Source organism: Rhodovulum iodosum, from assembly GCF_041020385.1.
Taxonomy (GTDB): domain Bacteria; phylum Pseudomonadota; class Alphaproteobacteria; order Rhodobacterales; family Rhodobacteraceae; genus Rhodovulum; species Rhodovulum iodosum.
Window position 1 is genome coordinate 507,666 of the sequence record NZ_JBEHHI010000002.1, and the last position, 14,594, is coordinate 522,259.

Sequence of the window (14,594 nt, forward strand, 5' to 3'; positions counted from 1 at the left end):
CTCAGCCGGCGCCGCGGGGCGGGTTGGCGGAGCGGACCAGCACTAGCCGCGGCCGCCCGCGCAGGCGCGGCGCCGGGGCAAAGCCCGCGCGGCCCTCTGCCAGACCCGGAAAAGGGGCGGCGGCGTCCAGCGGCCGGCTGTGACAGCCCGCGATCGCCATCCTGCGGGGGGGCGCCCGGCCCACGTCGCCGGCCAACTCGAGCGCGCCGAGCGCGCGGCTGACGTGCCCCTCCCGGTCGCATAGCGGCAACAGCAGCATTCGGGCCTTCAGCCGCGGCGCCCCGGCCGCGCCGGGCGCGGCGAGGGCGACCTCCAGCCGGGCCGGCCCGTCGAACAAAAGCTCCAGCACCCCTTCCAGCCGGGCGCGCGCCTCTGGCAGGAACAGCGCCGACAGCGGCATGCCGCGCGTGTCCATGCCCATCATCGCGGCCAGGTCGCGCCCGGCGATCCGCAGCCGGGCTTGGCCGGGCGCGATACGTTCGACCAGGAACGCGCCCGACAGCGCGCCCTCCAGCCCGCGCGGGTCGATGGCGGCCCGCGGGGGCGGGCAGGGCCGCCCCCCGCGCACCCCCTCCCAGTAGGCCTCGACCGTGGCGAGGGTGGCGAAATCCTGCATCAGCCCTTTCCGCCGAAAGGCGCATATCTGTGCCGTGGCGCTCTTTTCCCGGTCCATCGCGGTTTTCCTTGCGGCTGTCCTGGGGTCGGGATCATTGCCGCCCGGTCGACGCCCGTGTTAACCGTGGCGGCAAGACCCTTACCCTTGGGTTAAGAATGCACAAAATACCGACAACCGGGGGGATTTTCGTAACCGATGGTTAACTCCATGACCGCCTTCGCGGCGCGCACAGGGCAGAGCGGCGCCCAGAGCTGGGCCTGGGAGATTCGCAGCGTGAATGCCCGCGGGCTCGATCTGCGGCTGCGCCTGCCCGAGGGGCTTCCGGGGCTGGAAGAGGCGGTGCGCAAGGCGCTGGCCGGAAAGGTGGCGCGCGGCAACGTCACGCTGGGCCTGCGGCTCACCCGCGGCGAGGGGGCGGCGGGGTTCGCGCTGGACACCCCGGCGCTGAATGCCGCGCTGGCGGCGCTCAAGCGCGTGGAGGTGGCCGCGCTCGAACACAACCTCACGCTGCCGCCGCCCAGCGCGGCCGAGGTCCTGTCGCTCAAGGGCGTGGTCGAGGCCGGCGCGGCACCCGATGCCGAGGCGCTGCTGCCCGCGCTCACCGCCGATCTGGCACCGCTGATCGACGCCTTCCTGCAAATGCGCGCGGCCGAGGGCGCCGCGCTCGACGCGGTGCTGGGCGACCAGTTGGCGCGGATCGCGGAGCTGGTCGAGGCCGCGCAAGTCGAGGCCGAGGCGCGCGGCCCCGAGATGGCCGCGGCGCTGAAGGCCAACCTCGCCCGCGTGCTGGACAACAGCGACGGCGCCGATCCCGACAGGGTGGCGCAGGAACTGGCCCTGATTGCGGTGAAATCGGACGTGCGCGAAGAGCTTGACCGGCTGGCCGCGCATGTCGAGGCGGCGCGCGCGCTTTTGTCAGACGACGGGCCCGTGGGCCGCAAGCTCGATTTCCTGATGCAGGAATTCAACCGCGAGGCCAACACCTTGTGTTCCAAGGCGCAGGCCACCGCGCTGACCCGCATCGGGCTTGACCTCAAGACCGTGATCGACCAGATGCGCGAGCAGGTCCAAAACGTGGAGTAGGCCATGGACGACCGCCGGGGGCTTCTCATCATTCTCTCATCGCCCTCGGGCGCGGGAAAGTCGACGCTGGCCCGCCGCCTGCGCGACTGGGACCCGGAGATCCTGTTCTCGGTCTCGGCCACCACCCGCAGACCCCGGCCGGGCGAGGTCGACGGGCGGGAGTACCATTTCCTCAGCGAGGGCGAGTTCAAGGCCCAGGTCGCCCGCGGCGAGATGCTGGAACACGCCCATGTCTTCGGCCATTTCTACGGCTCGCCCGAGGCGCCGGTGCGCGCCGCGGTCGAGGCCGGGCAGGACGTTCTCTTCGATATCGACTGGCAGGGGGCGCAGCAGATCCGCAACTCGGCGATGGGCCAGCACACGCTTTCGCTGTTTCTGTTGCCGCCCTCCATTGCCGAACTGCGCCGCCGGCTGGAAGGCCGCGGCCAGGACACTGCCGAGACCATCGCCAAGCGGATGCAGAAGAGCTGGGACGAGATCAGCCATTGGGACGGGTACGATTTCGTGCTGGTCAACGACGATCTCGACGCCACCGAGGACCGGCTCAAGACCATCCTGACCGCAACCCGCCTGCGCCGCAGCCAGCAGCCCGGCCTGACCGAGCATGTGCGCGCCTTGCAGGCCGAATTCGAGGCGCTTTGACATGACCCTTTACACGCTCGACGGCATCGCGCCGACGCTTCCCGAGAATGGCGATTTCTGGGTCGCGCCCGACGCCAACCTGATCGGCCGGGTGATCCTGGAAAGCGGCGCGTCGGTCTGGTTCGGCTGCACGCTGAGAGGCGACAACGAGCCGATCACGGTCGGCGCGGGCAGCAACGTGCAGGAAAACGTGGTCTGCCACACCGACATGGGCTTTCCGTTGGTCATCGGGCCGGGCTGTACCGTCGGGCACAAGGCCATGCTGCATGGCTGCACGATCGGCGAAAATTCCCTGATCGGGATGGGCGCCACGGTGCTGAACGGCGCGAAGATCGGCAAAAACTGCCTGATCGGCGCCCATGCGCTGGTGACCGAGGGCAAGGAGATCCCCGACAACAGCCTGGTGATGGGCGCGCCGGGCAAGGTGGTGCGCACGCTCGACTCGGCGGCCATCGAGGGGCTGCGCGCCTCGGCGCTGCATTACCAGCAGAACATGCGCCGCTATCGCGCCGGCCTTTCCGGCGCGTGACGCAAGTTCCGTCCAAGGAATTCGCCAGAGCTTTTTGCATAGCTCCGGCGGCCGGCCCCGAGGAGCAGTGCCCATGACCGACACCCCCGTCCGCCGCACCGCCTGGCCCGACAGCGCCGCGCGCCCGCTGGTGACGCCCTTGCAGCCCTCGGTGGTCTATGCCGCCGCCGACCCCGACGCGCTGGACGCGCAATACGAGGGCCGGGTGCAGGGCTATGCCTATGCCCGCGAGGGGCACCCCAATGCCGATGTGCTGGCCGCCAAGATCGACCGGCTGGAAGGTGCCGAGGGCGGGTTTGTCACCGGCTCGGGCATGGCGGCGGTCGGCGCGATGATGCTGGGGGCGCTGAAGGCGGGCGATCACGTGCTGGGCGGCGACCAGCTATACGGGCGCAGCCTCAGGATGCTGGGCGACGACCTGCCGCGCCTTGGCATCGCCACCTCGCTGGCCGACCCGACCGACGCGGCGGCCATCGCCGCCGCGCTGCGCCCCGAGACCCGGCTGATCCTGATCGAGCTGGTCTCGAACCCCACGCTGCGGGTGGCCGACATGCACGGCATCGCCGCGCTGGCGCGCGAGCGGGGCATCCTGCTGGCGGTCGACAACACCTTTACCACGCCGCGGGGGGTTCGCCCTTTCGAGCACGGGGCGGATATCGTGATCCATTCCGTGACAAAGCTGCTGGCCGGGCATTCCGACGCGACGCTGGGCTACGTGGCGGCACGCGACCCCGATCTCGGCGCCGCGATGCGCCAGGCCGCCGTCACCTGGGGGATGACGCCCAGCCCGTTCGATTGCTGGATGGCCGAGCGGGGGCTCAACACGTTCGAGCTGCGCTATGACCGGGCCGAGGCCAACGCCGCGGCGCTGGCCGATCACCTGGCGGGGCTGCCGGGGGTGCGGCGGGTGCTGTATCCGGGCCGGGCCGATCACCCCGACCACAACCGGGCAGGCGATCTCTTGCAGGGCCGTTTCGGCACGATGCTGAGCTTCGAGATCGCGGGCGGGCGCGCGGCGGCCAACGCGCTGGTGCGCGCCGCGGGCGATATCGCCTTCGCGCCCACGCTGGGCGATGTCGCCACCACCCTGTCGCACCCGGTCTCCTCGTCGCACCGCGCGGTCGCGGACGAGGCGCGCACGGCGTTGGGCATCACCGAGGGGCTGTTTCGCCTGTCGGTCGGGGTCGAGCCGTTGGAGCTGTTGCAGGCCGAGCTGTCCGCCGGCATCGCGGCGGCGGCGCAGGTGGCGGGCTGAGATGCCCGCCCGCCCTCAGTGGGGCGCCCGCGGTCGCAGTTCGACGGCCAGCCTGGGGCAGAGCTGGGCGATCTCCCGGTGGATGATGCCGGGGCGGGGCAGGGGCGGGGTCAGCACGATATACTTGCCGGTGAACCCCGCAAGGTCGAGCTGGCAGGCCAGGTCGAGCGCGTCGAAATGCTCTGACACCAGCGGAGAAGCCACGAAATCGGCCCAGGGCGCGCGCGCCAGCGCGGCGTGGATCAGCGCATAGGGCAGGGTTTCGAGCCGAAGCCCCGGCAGCGGCGCGCGCTGCACGGCAACCTCGGCGGGCTCCACGTCGATCAGCAGTCCGAGCGGCTGCTCCGAGCGGGGCAGGGGCGCGAAGGCCGCGAGTTGACGCATAGGCATGATGGTGGCTCCGCTCCGTCGCGCGCCCGAACGAATCGGTTTGCGCATGAAATAGTTGAGTCAACCTGTCTAAAAGACAGGTTCGCAGGGTTGCGTGAAACTTAATTGAAATTTTCGCGCCGAGGCAAACATTATGCGCGCGTCGGGCAGGTTTACGTCCCGGCGGGCGGGCGCGCGCCGGCAAGCACAAGGTGAATGAAATGCAGGGGCAGTTGTTGAAGGCGGTGCTCGAGGCGGTGCCGCTGCCCGCGGTGTTGATCGCCGAGGACGAACGCGTGGCGGCGATGAATGCCCATGCCGAAGAGATGTTCGGCGCCTCCGGAAGCGGACGGCATTATATCGCGGTGCTGCGCCAGCCGGCGCTCCTGGACTGCGTTGAGGAAACCCTGCGCCTCAGGCAGCGGCGGCGCACCCGCTACCTGACGACGGAACTGGCGCGCGAAGCGACCTACGAGGTCACCGCGTCCCCGGTCGAGGGCGAGGATGCGCGCGGCGCGCTGGTCACGCTGGTCGACATCACCGAGCGCGAACAGGTCGGCCAGATCCGGCGCGATTTCGTCGCCAATGTCAGCCACGAACTGAAGACGCCGCTGACCGCGCTGCTGGGATTCATCGAGACCCTCAAGGGCCCGGCGCGCAACGACGCGCCCGCGCGCGACCGTTTTCTGACGATCATGGAGCGCGAGGCCGAGCGGATGAACCGGCTGGTGCGCGATCTGCTGTCGCTCAGCCGGGTCGAGGCCGAAGAGCGGATGCGCCCGGAAGACCGGGTCGATGTCGCGGCGCTGGTGGAATCGTCGGTGCTGACCCTGCGCCCGATGGCAGCCGATGCCAAGGTCGCGCTCACGGTGAGCGGCGCGTCCGCGCCTGTCTGGGTACGTGGCGACGCCGACCAGCTGGTGCAGGTGTTCACCAATCTCATCGAGAACGCCATCAAATACGGCGGCAGCGGCGGGCGCGTGGAGGTCATGCTGGAGACCAGCGCGCGCGAGCTGGCGTTTCGCGGGCCGGGGGTGCGCATCGACGTGGTCGATCACGGCGAGGGCTTCGACCCGGTTCATATTCCGCGACTCACGGAACGGTTCTACCGCGTCGACAGCCACCGCTCGCGCGAGATGGGCGGCACCGGGCTGGGCCTGGCGATCGTCAAGCATATCGTCAACCGGCATCGCGGACGGTTTCGCATCGAGAGCACGCCGCGCGAGGGAAGCCGGTTTTCCATCATGTTGCCAGCATCTTGACGGCAGGCGGACGAGGCGGCGGCGAAAGTGTCGCAGGGCTCGTGAAACATGACCTGATGGCCCCTTCAAACGTTGTCATAAAACCGTTACGCAAACGTCACAAAAGCATTGTGCGGCGGGTCTAGGGCTCGCCCCGAGGTCGCTCAGTTGGCGGCCGCGTCGGGTCGTCTCTGCGACGGCCGAAATCAAGACATCAGGAGCTCTACATGTCCCTTGCGAAACTGACCGCCTCCGCGCTGGCGATCGCTGCCGTTTCGGCCACCGCCGCCGCCGCGCGTGACAACGTTCAGGTTGCCGGTTCCTCGACCGTGCTGCCCTACGCGTCGATCGTTGCCGAAGCCTTCGGCGAAAACTTCGACTTCCCGACCCCGGTCGTGGAATCGGGCGGCTCGTCGGCCGGCCTCAAGCGCTTCTGCGAAGGTGTTGGCGAAAACACCATCGACATCGCCAACGCGTCCCGCGCCATCCGCGAAAAAGAGATCAAGGCCTGTGCCGAAGCCGGCGTGACCGACATCATCGAAGTCCGCATCGGCTATGACGGCATCGTCTTCGCCAGCCAGATCGACGGCCCGGCCTTCACCGCGTTCGAGCCCACCGACTGGTTCAACGCGCTGTCGCCGAAAGTGCTGAAGGACGGCGAGCTTGTCGATAACCCCTACACCATGTGGTCGGACTTCAACGCCGATCTGCCGGCCGTTGAAATCAACGCCTTCATCCCGGGCACCAAGCACGGCACCCGCGAAGTGTTCGAAGAAAAGGTGCTGGCCGTCGGCTGTGAAGAAACCGGCGCGATGGAAGCCATGATGGCCGCCGGCATGTCGGAAGACGACGCCGAGGATGCCTGCATCGCGGTGCGTACCGATGGCCTGTCGGTCGATATCGACGGCGACTACACCGAGACCCTGGCCCGCATCGACTCGAACCCAGAGGGCGTGGGCGTGTTCGGCCTGGCCTTCTACGAGAACAACACCGACAAGCTGAAAGTGGCGACCATGTCGGGCGTTGCGCCCTCGACCGAGACCATCTCCACGGGTGAATACCCGGTGTCGCGTCCGCTGTTCTTCTACATCAAGAAGGCGCATATCGGCGTGATCCCCGGCCTCAAGGACTATGCCGAGTTCTTCGTCTCCGACGCCATCGCCGGCCCCAACGGCCCGCTGGCCCAGTACGGCCTGGTTGCCGACCCCGAGCTGGCCGAAACCCAGCAGAAGGTCGCCGACGAAGTGACCATGGGCAACTAAGCCCTCCAGTCGAAGGGGGGCGCCCGAGCGCCCCCCTTTTTGCCGTCTTTTTCGGTCGTTTCAATTCTTGGGGGTGCCGGCAATGCCTGTCTTGTGGCTTGTCCTGATCGTGCTGGTCATGGCTGTGGCCGGCTATATGCTGGGGCGCGCGCGCGCGCTTAAATCGGCAGGAGGGGACAGCCGCGACCTGCATTCGCTGCCGTCCTATTACGGGGCCAACGTCACGATCATGACGCTGGTGCCGGCCGTCGGCATCCTGATCGTCTGGCTTCTGGTCCAGCCGATCCTGATCGACCGGACCATTTCCTCTACCGTACCCGCAGAGGCGATTTCCGACAGCATGACGCGCGGGCTGTTCATGTCCGATGTGCGCCGCATCGCCGACGGGCTTGACCTGGCCGTGACCGAGGGCGCGATGGGCCGCGATGAGGCCGACAACATTCGCGCCGAGTTCACCGATATCCGCGATCGGCTCGGCAATCTCGGTGTCGCGCTCGGCTCTGATGTCGGCCCCGAAGTGCTGCGCGCCGCGCAGCGGTACCGGACGATGTCATCTGCCGGCAACCTCTTGATGACGCTGGCGGTTCTGGCGGCCGCGGGGGTGGGGTTCACGATCTCATACATGGCGACGGGCAAGAATTTCCGTGCCCGCAACGTGGTCGAAAAGGTGATCCGCTACCTGCTGATCTTTGCCGCGACCATCGCGATCCTGACGACGATCGGCATCTTGCTGTCGCTGGTCTTCAACACGATCGAGTTCTTCCGCCTTTACCCGGCAGAGGACTTCTTCCTCGGTCTGACCTGGAGCCCGAGCTTCGGCGGCGGCTCTGAACTGGGTATTCTGCCGCTGCTTTGGGGCACGCTCTACATCTCGATCATCGCGCTGCTTGTGGCGGTGCCGATCGGGCTGTTCGCAGCGATCTTCCTGTCGGAATACGCCTCGTCGACCGTGCGCTCCTTCGCCAAGCCGATGATCGAGGTGCTGGCGGGCATTCCGACCATCGTCTACGGCCTCTTCGCGCTGCTGACCGTGGGGCCGCTGCTGATGCGGGTCTTCGGCGACGACGGCATCGGCATCATGCAGGCCGGTACGGCGGTGATGACCGCGGGCCTGGTAATGGGCATCATGCTGATCCCCTTCGTCAGCTCGCTCAGCGACGACATCATCAACGCGGTGCCGCAGTCGATGCGCGACGGCTCGCTCGGCCTGGGCGCCACGCGGTCGGAAACGGTCAAACAGGTGGTGCTGCCCGCCGCCCTGCCGGGCATCGTCGGCGCCATCCTGCTGGCCGCCTCGCGCGCCATCGGCGAGACGATGATCGTGGTGCTGGGGGCAGGGGCCGCGGCGCGGCTCAGCATGAACCCGTTCGACGCGATGACGACCGTGACCGCCAAGATCGTCAGCCAGCTGACCGGCGACGCCGATTTCGCCTCGCCCGAGGCGCTGGTCGCCTTCGCGCTGGGGATGACGCTGTTCGTCATCACGCTGGGGCTGAACGTCTTCGCCCTCTACATCGTGCGCAAATACCGGGAGCAGTACGAATGACCGACGCCAACGCAACCCAGCCCGGCGCCGGTCGGCCCGCGCGGTCGAGCTCGCTTCTGCAACTCGACGAGCGCACCCGCCGCCGCAACGCCTCCGAGGCCCGATTCCGGCTTTACGGCATGGCCGCGGTCGGCATCGGCCTTGCCTTTCTCGTCATGCTGCTGGTCGCCATCCTGTCGAACGGCCTGGGCGCGTTCCAGCAGACCGCGTTTCACCTCAAGATCGAGTTGAAGCAAGACGTGCTCGACCCCAACGGCAACCGCGACATCGACGAGATCAAGGACGCCAAGACCTTTGCCTACAGCCCCTTGATCCGCGAGGCGGTGCTGCGCCAGATCGAGGCCTACGGCATCGACACGCCGCTGTCGGAAGCCCCGGTCGAAGGCTTTTCCTCGCCGCTCGACAACCTCTTTTCCAGCGGCGCGCGCTCGACGCTGCGCGACAGGGTCATCGCCAACCCCGACCTGATCGGCCAGACGGTCGATTTCCGCATTCTCGCATCGAGCCGCGTCGACGGGTATCTCAAGGGCCGTGTCGACCGCGAGTCGATCGCCCGCGACAAGAACCTCGACACCGTCCACCTGGACCTCGTCGATGCGCTGCACGAGCAGGGCGCCGTCGAGAAAGAGTTCAACTGGGACTTCATTACAGGCCCCGACGCATCGGACGCGCGGCCCGAACAGGCCGGCATGGGGGTGGCGATGCTGGGATCGTTCTTCATGATGCTGGTGGTGCTGGGGTTCAGCCTGCCCATCGGCGTGGCCGCCTCGATCTATCTTGAGGAATTCGCGCCCAGGAACCGCTTCACCGACCTCATCGAGGTGAACATCTCGAACCTTGCCGCGGTGCCCTCGATCGTGTTCGGCATCCTGGGCCTCGCGGTCTTCATCCAGTTCGCGCATCTGCCGCAATCGGCGCCGCTGGTCGGCGGGCTGGTGCTGACGCTGATGACGCTGCCCACGATCATCATCTCGACGCGCGCCTCGCTGCAATCGGTGCCGCCCTCGATCCGAGATGCCGCGCTCGGGGTAGGGGCCTCCAAGATGCAATCGGTCTTTCACCATGTTCTGCCGCTGGCCATGCCCGGCATCCTGACCGGCACCATCATCGGGCTGGCGCAGGCGCTGGGGGAAACCGCGCCGCTTCTCTTGATCGGCATGGTGGGGTATATCGCGTCGAACTATCCCGGCGGCGTAGCCGAAGGCTTTCTGGCGCCCAACTCGGCGATGCCCGCCCAGATCTACGAATGGGCCAAACGGGCCGACCCGGCCTTCTACGAACGGGCCTGGGGCGGGATCATCATTCTGCTCGGCTTTCTGATGACCATGAACATCATCGCCATCATTCTTCGCCGACGCTTCGAGCGCCGCTGGTAAACACTTCGGAAAGGACGCAAATATGTACGACACACCGAAAGTGGAGAACGACGTGGCGACCACGGACATCAAGATTTCCGCACATGGCTGTCAGGTTTATTACGGCGACACCCACGCCATCAAGGACGTGGACATCGACATCGAGGACACGACCGTAACCGCCTTTATCGGACCGTCGGGCTGCGGCAAGTCCACGTTCCTGCGCTGCCTCAACCGTATGAACGACACGATCGACGTCTGCCGGGTGGAAGGCGACATCAAGATCGACGGCGAGGACATCTACGACCCCAAGGTCGACCCGGTGCAACTGCGCGCCAAGGTCGGCATGGTCTTCCAGAAGCCCAACCCGTTCCCCAAGTCGATCTACGACAACATCGCCTACGGCCCCCGCATTCATGGCCTGGCCAAGTCGAAATCCGATCTCGACGATATCGTGGAGAGTGCGCTGCGCCGTGCCGCGATCTGGGACGAGGTGAAAGACCGGCTGCTGGCGCCGGGCACGGGCCTTTCGGGCGGTCAGCAACAGCGCCTCTGCATCGCCCGCGCCGTGGCGACCGAACCGGAAGTGCTGTTGATGGACGAGCCGTGCTCGGCGCTCGACCCGATCGCTACCGCCCAGGTGGAAGAGCTGATCGACGAACTGCGCGGACAGTATTCGGTGGTGATCGTGACCCACTCGATGCAGCAGGCCGCGCGGGTCAGCCAGAAAACCGCGTTCTTCCACCTCGGCAACCTGGTCGAATATGGCGACACGGGCCAGATTTTTACCAACCCGCAGGATCAGCGGACCGAAAGCTACATCACCGGCCGAATCGGCTGAGAAGGGATTTTCCATGACCGACTCGATGCAGTCACCGCATATCGTCAAGTCTTACGACCGCGACCTAGAGGGCATCCAGGCCAGCATCATGAAGATGGGCGGGCTGGTCGAGGCCGCGATCCTGGAGGCCGCCAATTCGCTGGAGATGCGCGACGAGGAACTGGCCGAGCGGGTGCGCAAGAACGACGCGGCCATCGACGCGCTGGAAGAGCAGATCAACCAGGAGGCCGCGCGCCTGCTGGCGCTGCGCCAGCCTTCGGCCAGCGACCTGCGCGTGGTGCTGAGCGTGATGAAGATCGCCGCCAACCTGGAACGGATCGGCGACTATGCCAAGAACATGGCCAAGCGCACCTCGGTGCTGGTGCAGATGACGCCCATTGAGGGTGCCTCGGGCGCGATCCGGCGGATGGCCAAGACCGTGGAAGGCATGCTGAAGGACGCGCTCGACGCCTATATTCAGCGCGACCCGGAGCTGGCCCTCGACGTGCGCCAGCGCGACCACGAGGTCGACCAGATGTACAACGCGCTGTTCCGCGAGTTCCTGACCTTCATGATGGAGGACCCGCGCAACATCACCGCCTGCATGCATCTGCATTTCATCGCCAAGAACATCGAGCGCATGGGCGACCACGCCACGTCGATCTCCGAACAGGTGATCTATTTCGTCACCGGCAGCATCCCCGAGGACGCGCGGCCGAAATCCGACACCACGGTCTACGAAACGACCGGAGCGAAATGATGGCAGCGGCCGAGCAACCCACCGTTCTGATCGTCGAGGACGAACCGGCGCAACGCGAGGTGCTGGCCTACAATCTCGAGGCCGAGGGCTTTGCCGTCTCCAAGGCCGAGAACGGCGAGGAGGCGTTGCTGCTGGTCGACGAGGGCGCGCCCGACATCATCGTGCTGGACTGGATGCTGCCCTCGGTGTCCGGCATCGAGGTCTGCCGCCGGCTGAAAACCCGGTCCGACACCCGTGGCGTGCCGATCATCATGTTGTCGGCCCGCGCCGAAGAGGTCGACCGGGTGCGGGGGCTGGAGACCGGCGCCGACGATTACGTGATCAAGCCGTATTCGGTGGTCGAGCTGATGGCCCGCGTCCGCGCCCAGTTGCGCCGCACGCGGCCCGCCGCGGTGGGCGAGCGGCTGGAATTCGAGGACATCACCCTCGACGCCGAAACCCACAAGGTGTTCCGCGGCGACAAGCTGTTGAAGCTGGGGCCGACCGAGTTCCGGCTGTTGTCGACCTTCATGGAAAAGCCCGGCCGGGTGTGGAGCCGCGAGCAATTGCTCGACCGGGTGTGGGGCCGCGACATCTACGTCGACACCCGCACGGTCGACGTGCATATCGGACGGCTGCGCAAGGCGCTGTGCCAGCATGGCGGGGCCGACCCGGTGCGCACGGTGCGGGGGGCGGGCTACGCCCTGGGTTAAGTCCGATAATAAGTATTATGTAAATAACGGTTCCGGCTAAACGGGCCTTTTTACGGTGATTTAGACGATTTCGGCCTCGCGCAGCGGTCGCCCCGTGCTCAGCCGCTCGGGCGACAACGGCGACAGATCCAGTGCGCGATAGCCGCCATGCAGGATCAATTCCGCAATGCCGCGCCCGACCGCCGGCGCCTGCTGCAGCCCGTGGCCGGAAAACCCGTTCATCACGTAGAAATTTTCCAGCCCCGGCCAGCGCCCGACCAGCGCGTTCTGGTCGAACGTGTTAAAGGCATAGTGCCCGGCCCAGCAACGGATCACCTTTACCGCATCGCATGCCGGCACGCGCGCATAGAGCCGCGGCCAAAGCTGGTCTTCGAAAAGCGCGTGGTCCGGGTCGAAATCGTCCGCCGCGACCGGGCCGTCCGCCTCTGGCACCGTGGCGCAGAGCCAATAGCGGCCCTCGGGGCGCAGGTAAAACCCTGTATGGTCCACCATCAGCGGCGCTTGCGGGGCCGTTAAATTCGGCGCGTCAATCAGGAAAACCGTTCTTTTGCGGGGCTCTACCGGCATGTCCTCGCCCAACATGCGCAAAATATCCGCACCCCGCGTGCCCGCGGCGTTGATCACCGCACCCGCCGAGATCTCTGTTCCCGAGGCCAGGCGCAGCCCCGTCACCCGGTCGCCACTGCGCCGCAACCCGGTGACGCGATCCTGCACATAGCTCACGCCGCGTTGCCGCGCCGCGGATTTGAGCGCCTGCACCAGCCCCATATTGTCGAACCAGCCCTCGTCGCGCGGCCCGAAGCTGCCCATCACCACATCGTCCAGCGCAAGGTGCGGAAACCGCGCGGCCAGGGCCTCGGGCTGCAATATCTCGGTCCCTGCCCCTTCGGCCCGCTGCAACGAAACGGCGGCGCGCATGGCCTCCGCGCGGGCCTCCGACCCGGCGAGGAAGAGATAGCCGTTCTCGATCAGGCCAAGCTCTTTCACGGCCGGCTCCGGGCCGGTTTCACGCGCGATATCTCGTATGAAAGCAATGCCGAAGCGAGATATCTTGATGTTGATCTCGGTGCTGAATTGCTGCCGGATCGAGGCCACCGAAAGCGCCGTCGAGGCCTCGCGGTAACCGGGGTCGGCCTCGATCACCCGTACCCGCAGCCGGCCCTCGCTCAACCGGCTCAGCCAGAATGCCGCCGCGCTGCCCATCACCGCGCCGCCGATGACCGCGACATCGACATGATCGTGGGTGTCAGCCATGCCGCTCCCTTCGTCAGATCCTGTCCAATGACTCGCCCACGCCGAGAACGCCGCGCCGACGGTCCGGTTATGGGTGAACTCGACAGACCCTACGCTATCGGTCTAAAACACTTGGCGAAAGGATTGTACCGATGTTCCTGTTTCCGATCGCCGCATCCGTAAGGCGAACCAGCCGCGCCCTGCCAAAGCCGCCGGGGAAGGCGCAGCCCTGATGGCCCGCACCTCTCTGGAAGACTACCTGGCCGACCTGATCGATGCGCGCTCGGTCGAACGGGTCTGGGCCTTGCACACCGCGGCGATGGCCGGGTTCGGGTTCGACCGGCTGCTTTACGGCTATACACGCTTTCGAACCGCCAGTTCGCTGGGAGAGCCCGAGGATTCCCTGATCCTCAGCAACCACAGCCCGGAATACGTACGCGCCTATATCGACCAGAGATCCTATTTCAACGCCCCAATGGTGGCCTGGGCCAACACGCATGTCGGCGCCTGCAGCTGGGGCCTGGTGGCCGAGCGCGCCGGGCGGGGCGAATTATGCGAGGGCGAACGCGATGTCCTGGCGCTCAATCGCGCGATGGGCGTCACCGCGGGCTACACGATCAGCTTTCCCGAGACATCGAGCCGGGCCAAGGGCGCCATCGGCCTGACCGGCCGCCGCGGCCTCAGCCAGCAGGATGTCGATGAGATCTGGCAGGCACACGGCCGACGGCTGGAGATCATGAACAACGTGATGCATCTCAAGCTGGTCAACCTGCCCTATGCTGCGCGGGGCCGGTCGCTGACCCAGCGCCAGCGCGAGGTGCTGCAATGGGTCGGCGACGGCAAAACCACCCAGGACATCGCGACGATCATGGGGCTCACTCCCGCCACGGTGGAAAAGCACCTGCGCCTCGCGCGCAAGGCGCTCGATGTCGACACCACCGCCCAGGCGGTGCTCAAGGCCTCGTTTCAGAACCAGATTTTCCTTGTGGAAGCCTGACTGTTTGTCTTTCTATTCATTTGAGAAACAGTCTTTTTCCAAATTCGGGTAGGGAATCCATGACTTTCTTGCCGCAGCGTTAAGTGGCAAGTTGGCGGTGTTCCGTGAGTGGTGGCCTAAGGCCATGGGACTTGGGTAGTTGCGGACATGCGATTTTCATGTCCAAGGCGATCCACCCGCCTATGCGGGAGTCG

General features: G+C 66.6%; 15 protein-coding genes. 12 read left to right on the top strand and 3 right to left on the bottom strand.

What is annotated here, in order from left to right:
• Nucleotide 1 precedes the first annotated feature (1 nt).
• Complete coding sequence (locus Ga0609869_RS11590) at nt 2-673, bottom strand: PAS domain-containing protein (RefSeq protein ID WP_125404090.1); 672 nt, start codon at nt 671-673, stop codon at nt 2-4.
• Nucleotides 674-811: 138 nt separating this feature from the next.
• On the opposite strand from Ga0609869_RS11590, the gene Ga0609869_RS11595 reads away from it, so the two are divergent.
• The 4 genes from Ga0609869_RS11595 to Ga0609869_RS11610 all read left to right on the top strand — a co-directional run bounded on the left by Ga0609869_RS11595 (nt 812) and on the right by Ga0609869_RS11610 (nt 4,125).
• Nucleotides 812-1,699 carry a YicC/YloC family endoribonuclease gene (locus tag Ga0609869_RS11595; protein WP_125404091.1) on the top strand — a complete coding sequence of 296 codons (888 nt, stop codon included), beginning with the start codon at nt 812-814 and terminating at the stop codon, nt 1,697-1,699.
• Nucleotides 1,700-1,702: 3 nt separating this feature from the next.
• On the top strand, nt 1,703-2,341 hold the full coding sequence (gene gmk, locus Ga0609869_RS11600) for a guanylate kinase (RefSeq protein ID WP_125404092.1): 639 nt from the start codon (nt 1,703-1,705) through the stop codon (nt 2,339-2,341).
• A 1-nt stretch (nt 2,342) separates the two neighbouring features.
• Complete coding sequence (locus Ga0609869_RS11605) at nt 2,343-2,870, top strand: gamma carbonic anhydrase family protein (RefSeq protein ID WP_125404093.1); 528 nt, start codon at nt 2,343-2,345, stop codon at nt 2,868-2,870.
• Between the two features lie 73 nt (nt 2,871-2,943).
• Nucleotides 2,944-4,125 carry a trans-sulfuration enzyme family protein gene (locus tag Ga0609869_RS11610; RefSeq protein ID WP_125404094.1) on the top strand — a complete coding sequence of 394 codons (1,182 nt, stop codon included), beginning with the start codon at nt 2,944-2,946 and terminating at the stop codon, nt 4,123-4,125.
• A 15-nt stretch (nt 4,126-4,140) separates the two neighbouring features.
• On the opposite strand, the gene Ga0609869_RS11615 is transcribed toward Ga0609869_RS11610, so the two are convergent.
• Complete coding sequence (locus Ga0609869_RS11615; RefSeq protein WP_125404095.1) at nt 4,141-4,515, bottom strand: hypothetical protein; 375 nt, start codon at nt 4,513-4,515, stop codon at nt 4,141-4,143.
• 200 nt (nt 4,516-4,715) lie between these two features.
• On the opposite strand from Ga0609869_RS11615, the gene Ga0609869_RS11620 reads away from it, so the two are divergent.
• From Ga0609869_RS11620 to phoB, 7 genes are all read left to right on the top strand, one after another.
• Nucleotides 4,716-5,756, top strand: coding sequence for a sensor histidine kinase (locus tag Ga0609869_RS11620; protein ID WP_125404096.1), 1,041 nt, complete (start codon nt 4,716-4,718; stop codon nt 5,754-5,756).
• A gap of 206 nt (nt 5,757-5,962) precedes the next feature.
• Nucleotides 5,963-6,997 carry a substrate-binding domain-containing protein gene (locus Ga0609869_RS11625; protein WP_125404097.1) on the top strand — a complete coding sequence of 345 codons (1,035 nt, stop codon included), beginning with the start codon at nt 5,963-5,965 and terminating at the stop codon, nt 6,995-6,997.
• An 82-nt stretch (nt 6,998-7,079) separates the two neighbouring features.
• Entirely contained in the window at nt 7,080-8,543 is a 1,464-nt protein-coding gene (pstC, locus tag Ga0609869_RS11630; protein ID WP_125404098.1) for a phosphate ABC transporter permease subunit PstC, read from the top strand.
• Complete coding sequence (gene pstA, locus Ga0609869_RS11635) at nt 8,540-9,919, top strand: phosphate ABC transporter permease PstA (protein ID WP_125404099.1); 1,380 nt, start codon at nt 8,540-8,542, stop codon at nt 9,917-9,919. The genes pstC and pstA overlap by 4 nt, the downstream gene beginning before the upstream one ends.
• 22 nt (nt 9,920-9,941) lie before the next feature.
• Nucleotides 9,942-10,739, top strand: a complete 798-nt coding sequence (gene pstB / locus Ga0609869_RS11640) for a phosphate ABC transporter ATP-binding protein PstB (protein WP_125404100.1) — start codon at nt 9,942-9,944, stop codon at nt 10,737-10,739.
• A 13-nt stretch (nt 10,740-10,752) separates the two neighbouring features.
• A complete protein-coding gene (gene phoU, locus Ga0609869_RS11645) occupies nt 10,753-11,478 on the top strand; it encodes a phosphate signaling complex protein PhoU (protein WP_438826876.1) in 726 nt (241 codons plus the stop codon).
• Entirely contained in the window at nt 11,478-12,170 is a 693-nt protein-coding gene (gene phoB / locus Ga0609869_RS11650; protein ID WP_125404101.1) for a phosphate regulon transcriptional regulator PhoB, read from the top strand. Before phoU ends, phoB begins: the two co-directional genes overlap by 1 nt.
• Before the next feature lie 60 nt (nt 12,171-12,230).
• Here phoB and Ga0609869_RS11655 read toward each other — a convergent pair whose 3' ends face one another.
• Entirely contained in the window at nt 12,231-13,424 is a 1,194-nt protein-coding gene (locus Ga0609869_RS11655) for an NAD(P)/FAD-dependent oxidoreductase (protein WP_125404102.1), read from the bottom strand.
• A 211-nt stretch (nt 13,425-13,635) separates the two neighbouring features.
• On the opposite strand from Ga0609869_RS11655, the gene Ga0609869_RS11660 reads away from it, so the two are divergent.
• Complete coding sequence (locus tag Ga0609869_RS11660; protein WP_125404103.1) at nt 13,636-14,400, top strand: LuxR family transcriptional regulator; 765 nt, start codon at nt 13,636-13,638, stop codon at nt 14,398-14,400.
• Nucleotides 14,401-14,594 lie beyond the last annotated feature (194 nt).

What these genes read in the sequence shown, in the direction of transcription:
- Ga0609869_RS11620 (WP_125404096.1), top strand. Translation starts at nt 4,716, where the DNA reads ATGCAGGGGCAGTTGTTGAAGGCGGTGCTCGAGGCGGTGCCGCTGCCC.
- Ga0609869_RS11610 (WP_125404094.1), top strand. Translation starts at nt 2,944, where the DNA reads ATGACCGACACCCCCGTCCGCCGCACCGCCTGGCCCGACAGCGCCGCG.
- Ga0609869_RS11590 (WP_125404090.1), bottom strand. Translation starts at nt 673, where the DNA reads ATGGACCGGGAAAAGAGCGCCACGGCACAGATATGCGCCTTTCGGCGG.
- phoB (WP_125404101.1), top strand. Translation starts at nt 11,478, where the DNA reads ATGGCAGCGGCCGAGCAACCCACCGTTCTGATCGTCGAGGACGAACCG.
- phoU (WP_438826876.1), top strand. Translation starts at nt 10,753, where the DNA reads ATGACCGACTCGATGCAGTCACCGCATATCGTCAAGTCTTACGACCGC.
- Ga0609869_RS11655 (WP_125404102.1), bottom strand. Translation starts at nt 13,424, where the DNA reads ATGGCTGACACCCACGATCATGTCGATGTCGCGGTCATCGGCGGCGCG.
- gmk (WP_125404092.1), top strand. Translation starts at nt 1,703, where the DNA reads ATGGACGACCGCCGGGGGCTTCTCATCATTCTCTCATCGCCCTCGGGC.
- pstA (WP_125404099.1), top strand. Translation starts at nt 8,540, where the DNA reads ATGACCGACGCCAACGCAACCCAGCCCGGCGCCGGTCGGCCCGCGCGG.
- Ga0609869_RS11625 (WP_125404097.1), top strand. Translation starts at nt 5,963, where the DNA reads ATGTCCCTTGCGAAACTGACCGCCTCCGCGCTGGCGATCGCTGCCGTT.
- pstB (WP_125404100.1), top strand. Translation starts at nt 9,942, where the DNA reads ATGTACGACACACCGAAAGTGGAGAACGACGTGGCGACCACGGACATC.
- Ga0609869_RS11660 (WP_125404103.1), top strand. Translation starts at nt 13,636, where the DNA reads ATGGCCCGCACCTCTCTGGAAGACTACCTGGCCGACCTGATCGATGCG.
- Ga0609869_RS11595 (WP_125404091.1), top strand. Translation starts at nt 812, where the DNA reads ATGGTTAACTCCATGACCGCCTTCGCGGCGCGCACAGGGCAGAGCGGC.
- Ga0609869_RS11605 (WP_125404093.1), top strand. Translation starts at nt 2,343, where the DNA reads ATGACCCTTTACACGCTCGACGGCATCGCGCCGACGCTTCCCGAGAAT.
- pstC (WP_125404098.1), top strand. Translation starts at nt 7,080, where the DNA reads ATGCCTGTCTTGTGGCTTGTCCTGATCGTGCTGGTCATGGCTGTGGCC.
- Ga0609869_RS11615 (WP_125404095.1), bottom strand. Translation starts at nt 4,515, where the DNA reads ATGCCTATGCGTCAACTCGCGGCCTTCGCGCCCCTGCCCCGCTCGGAG.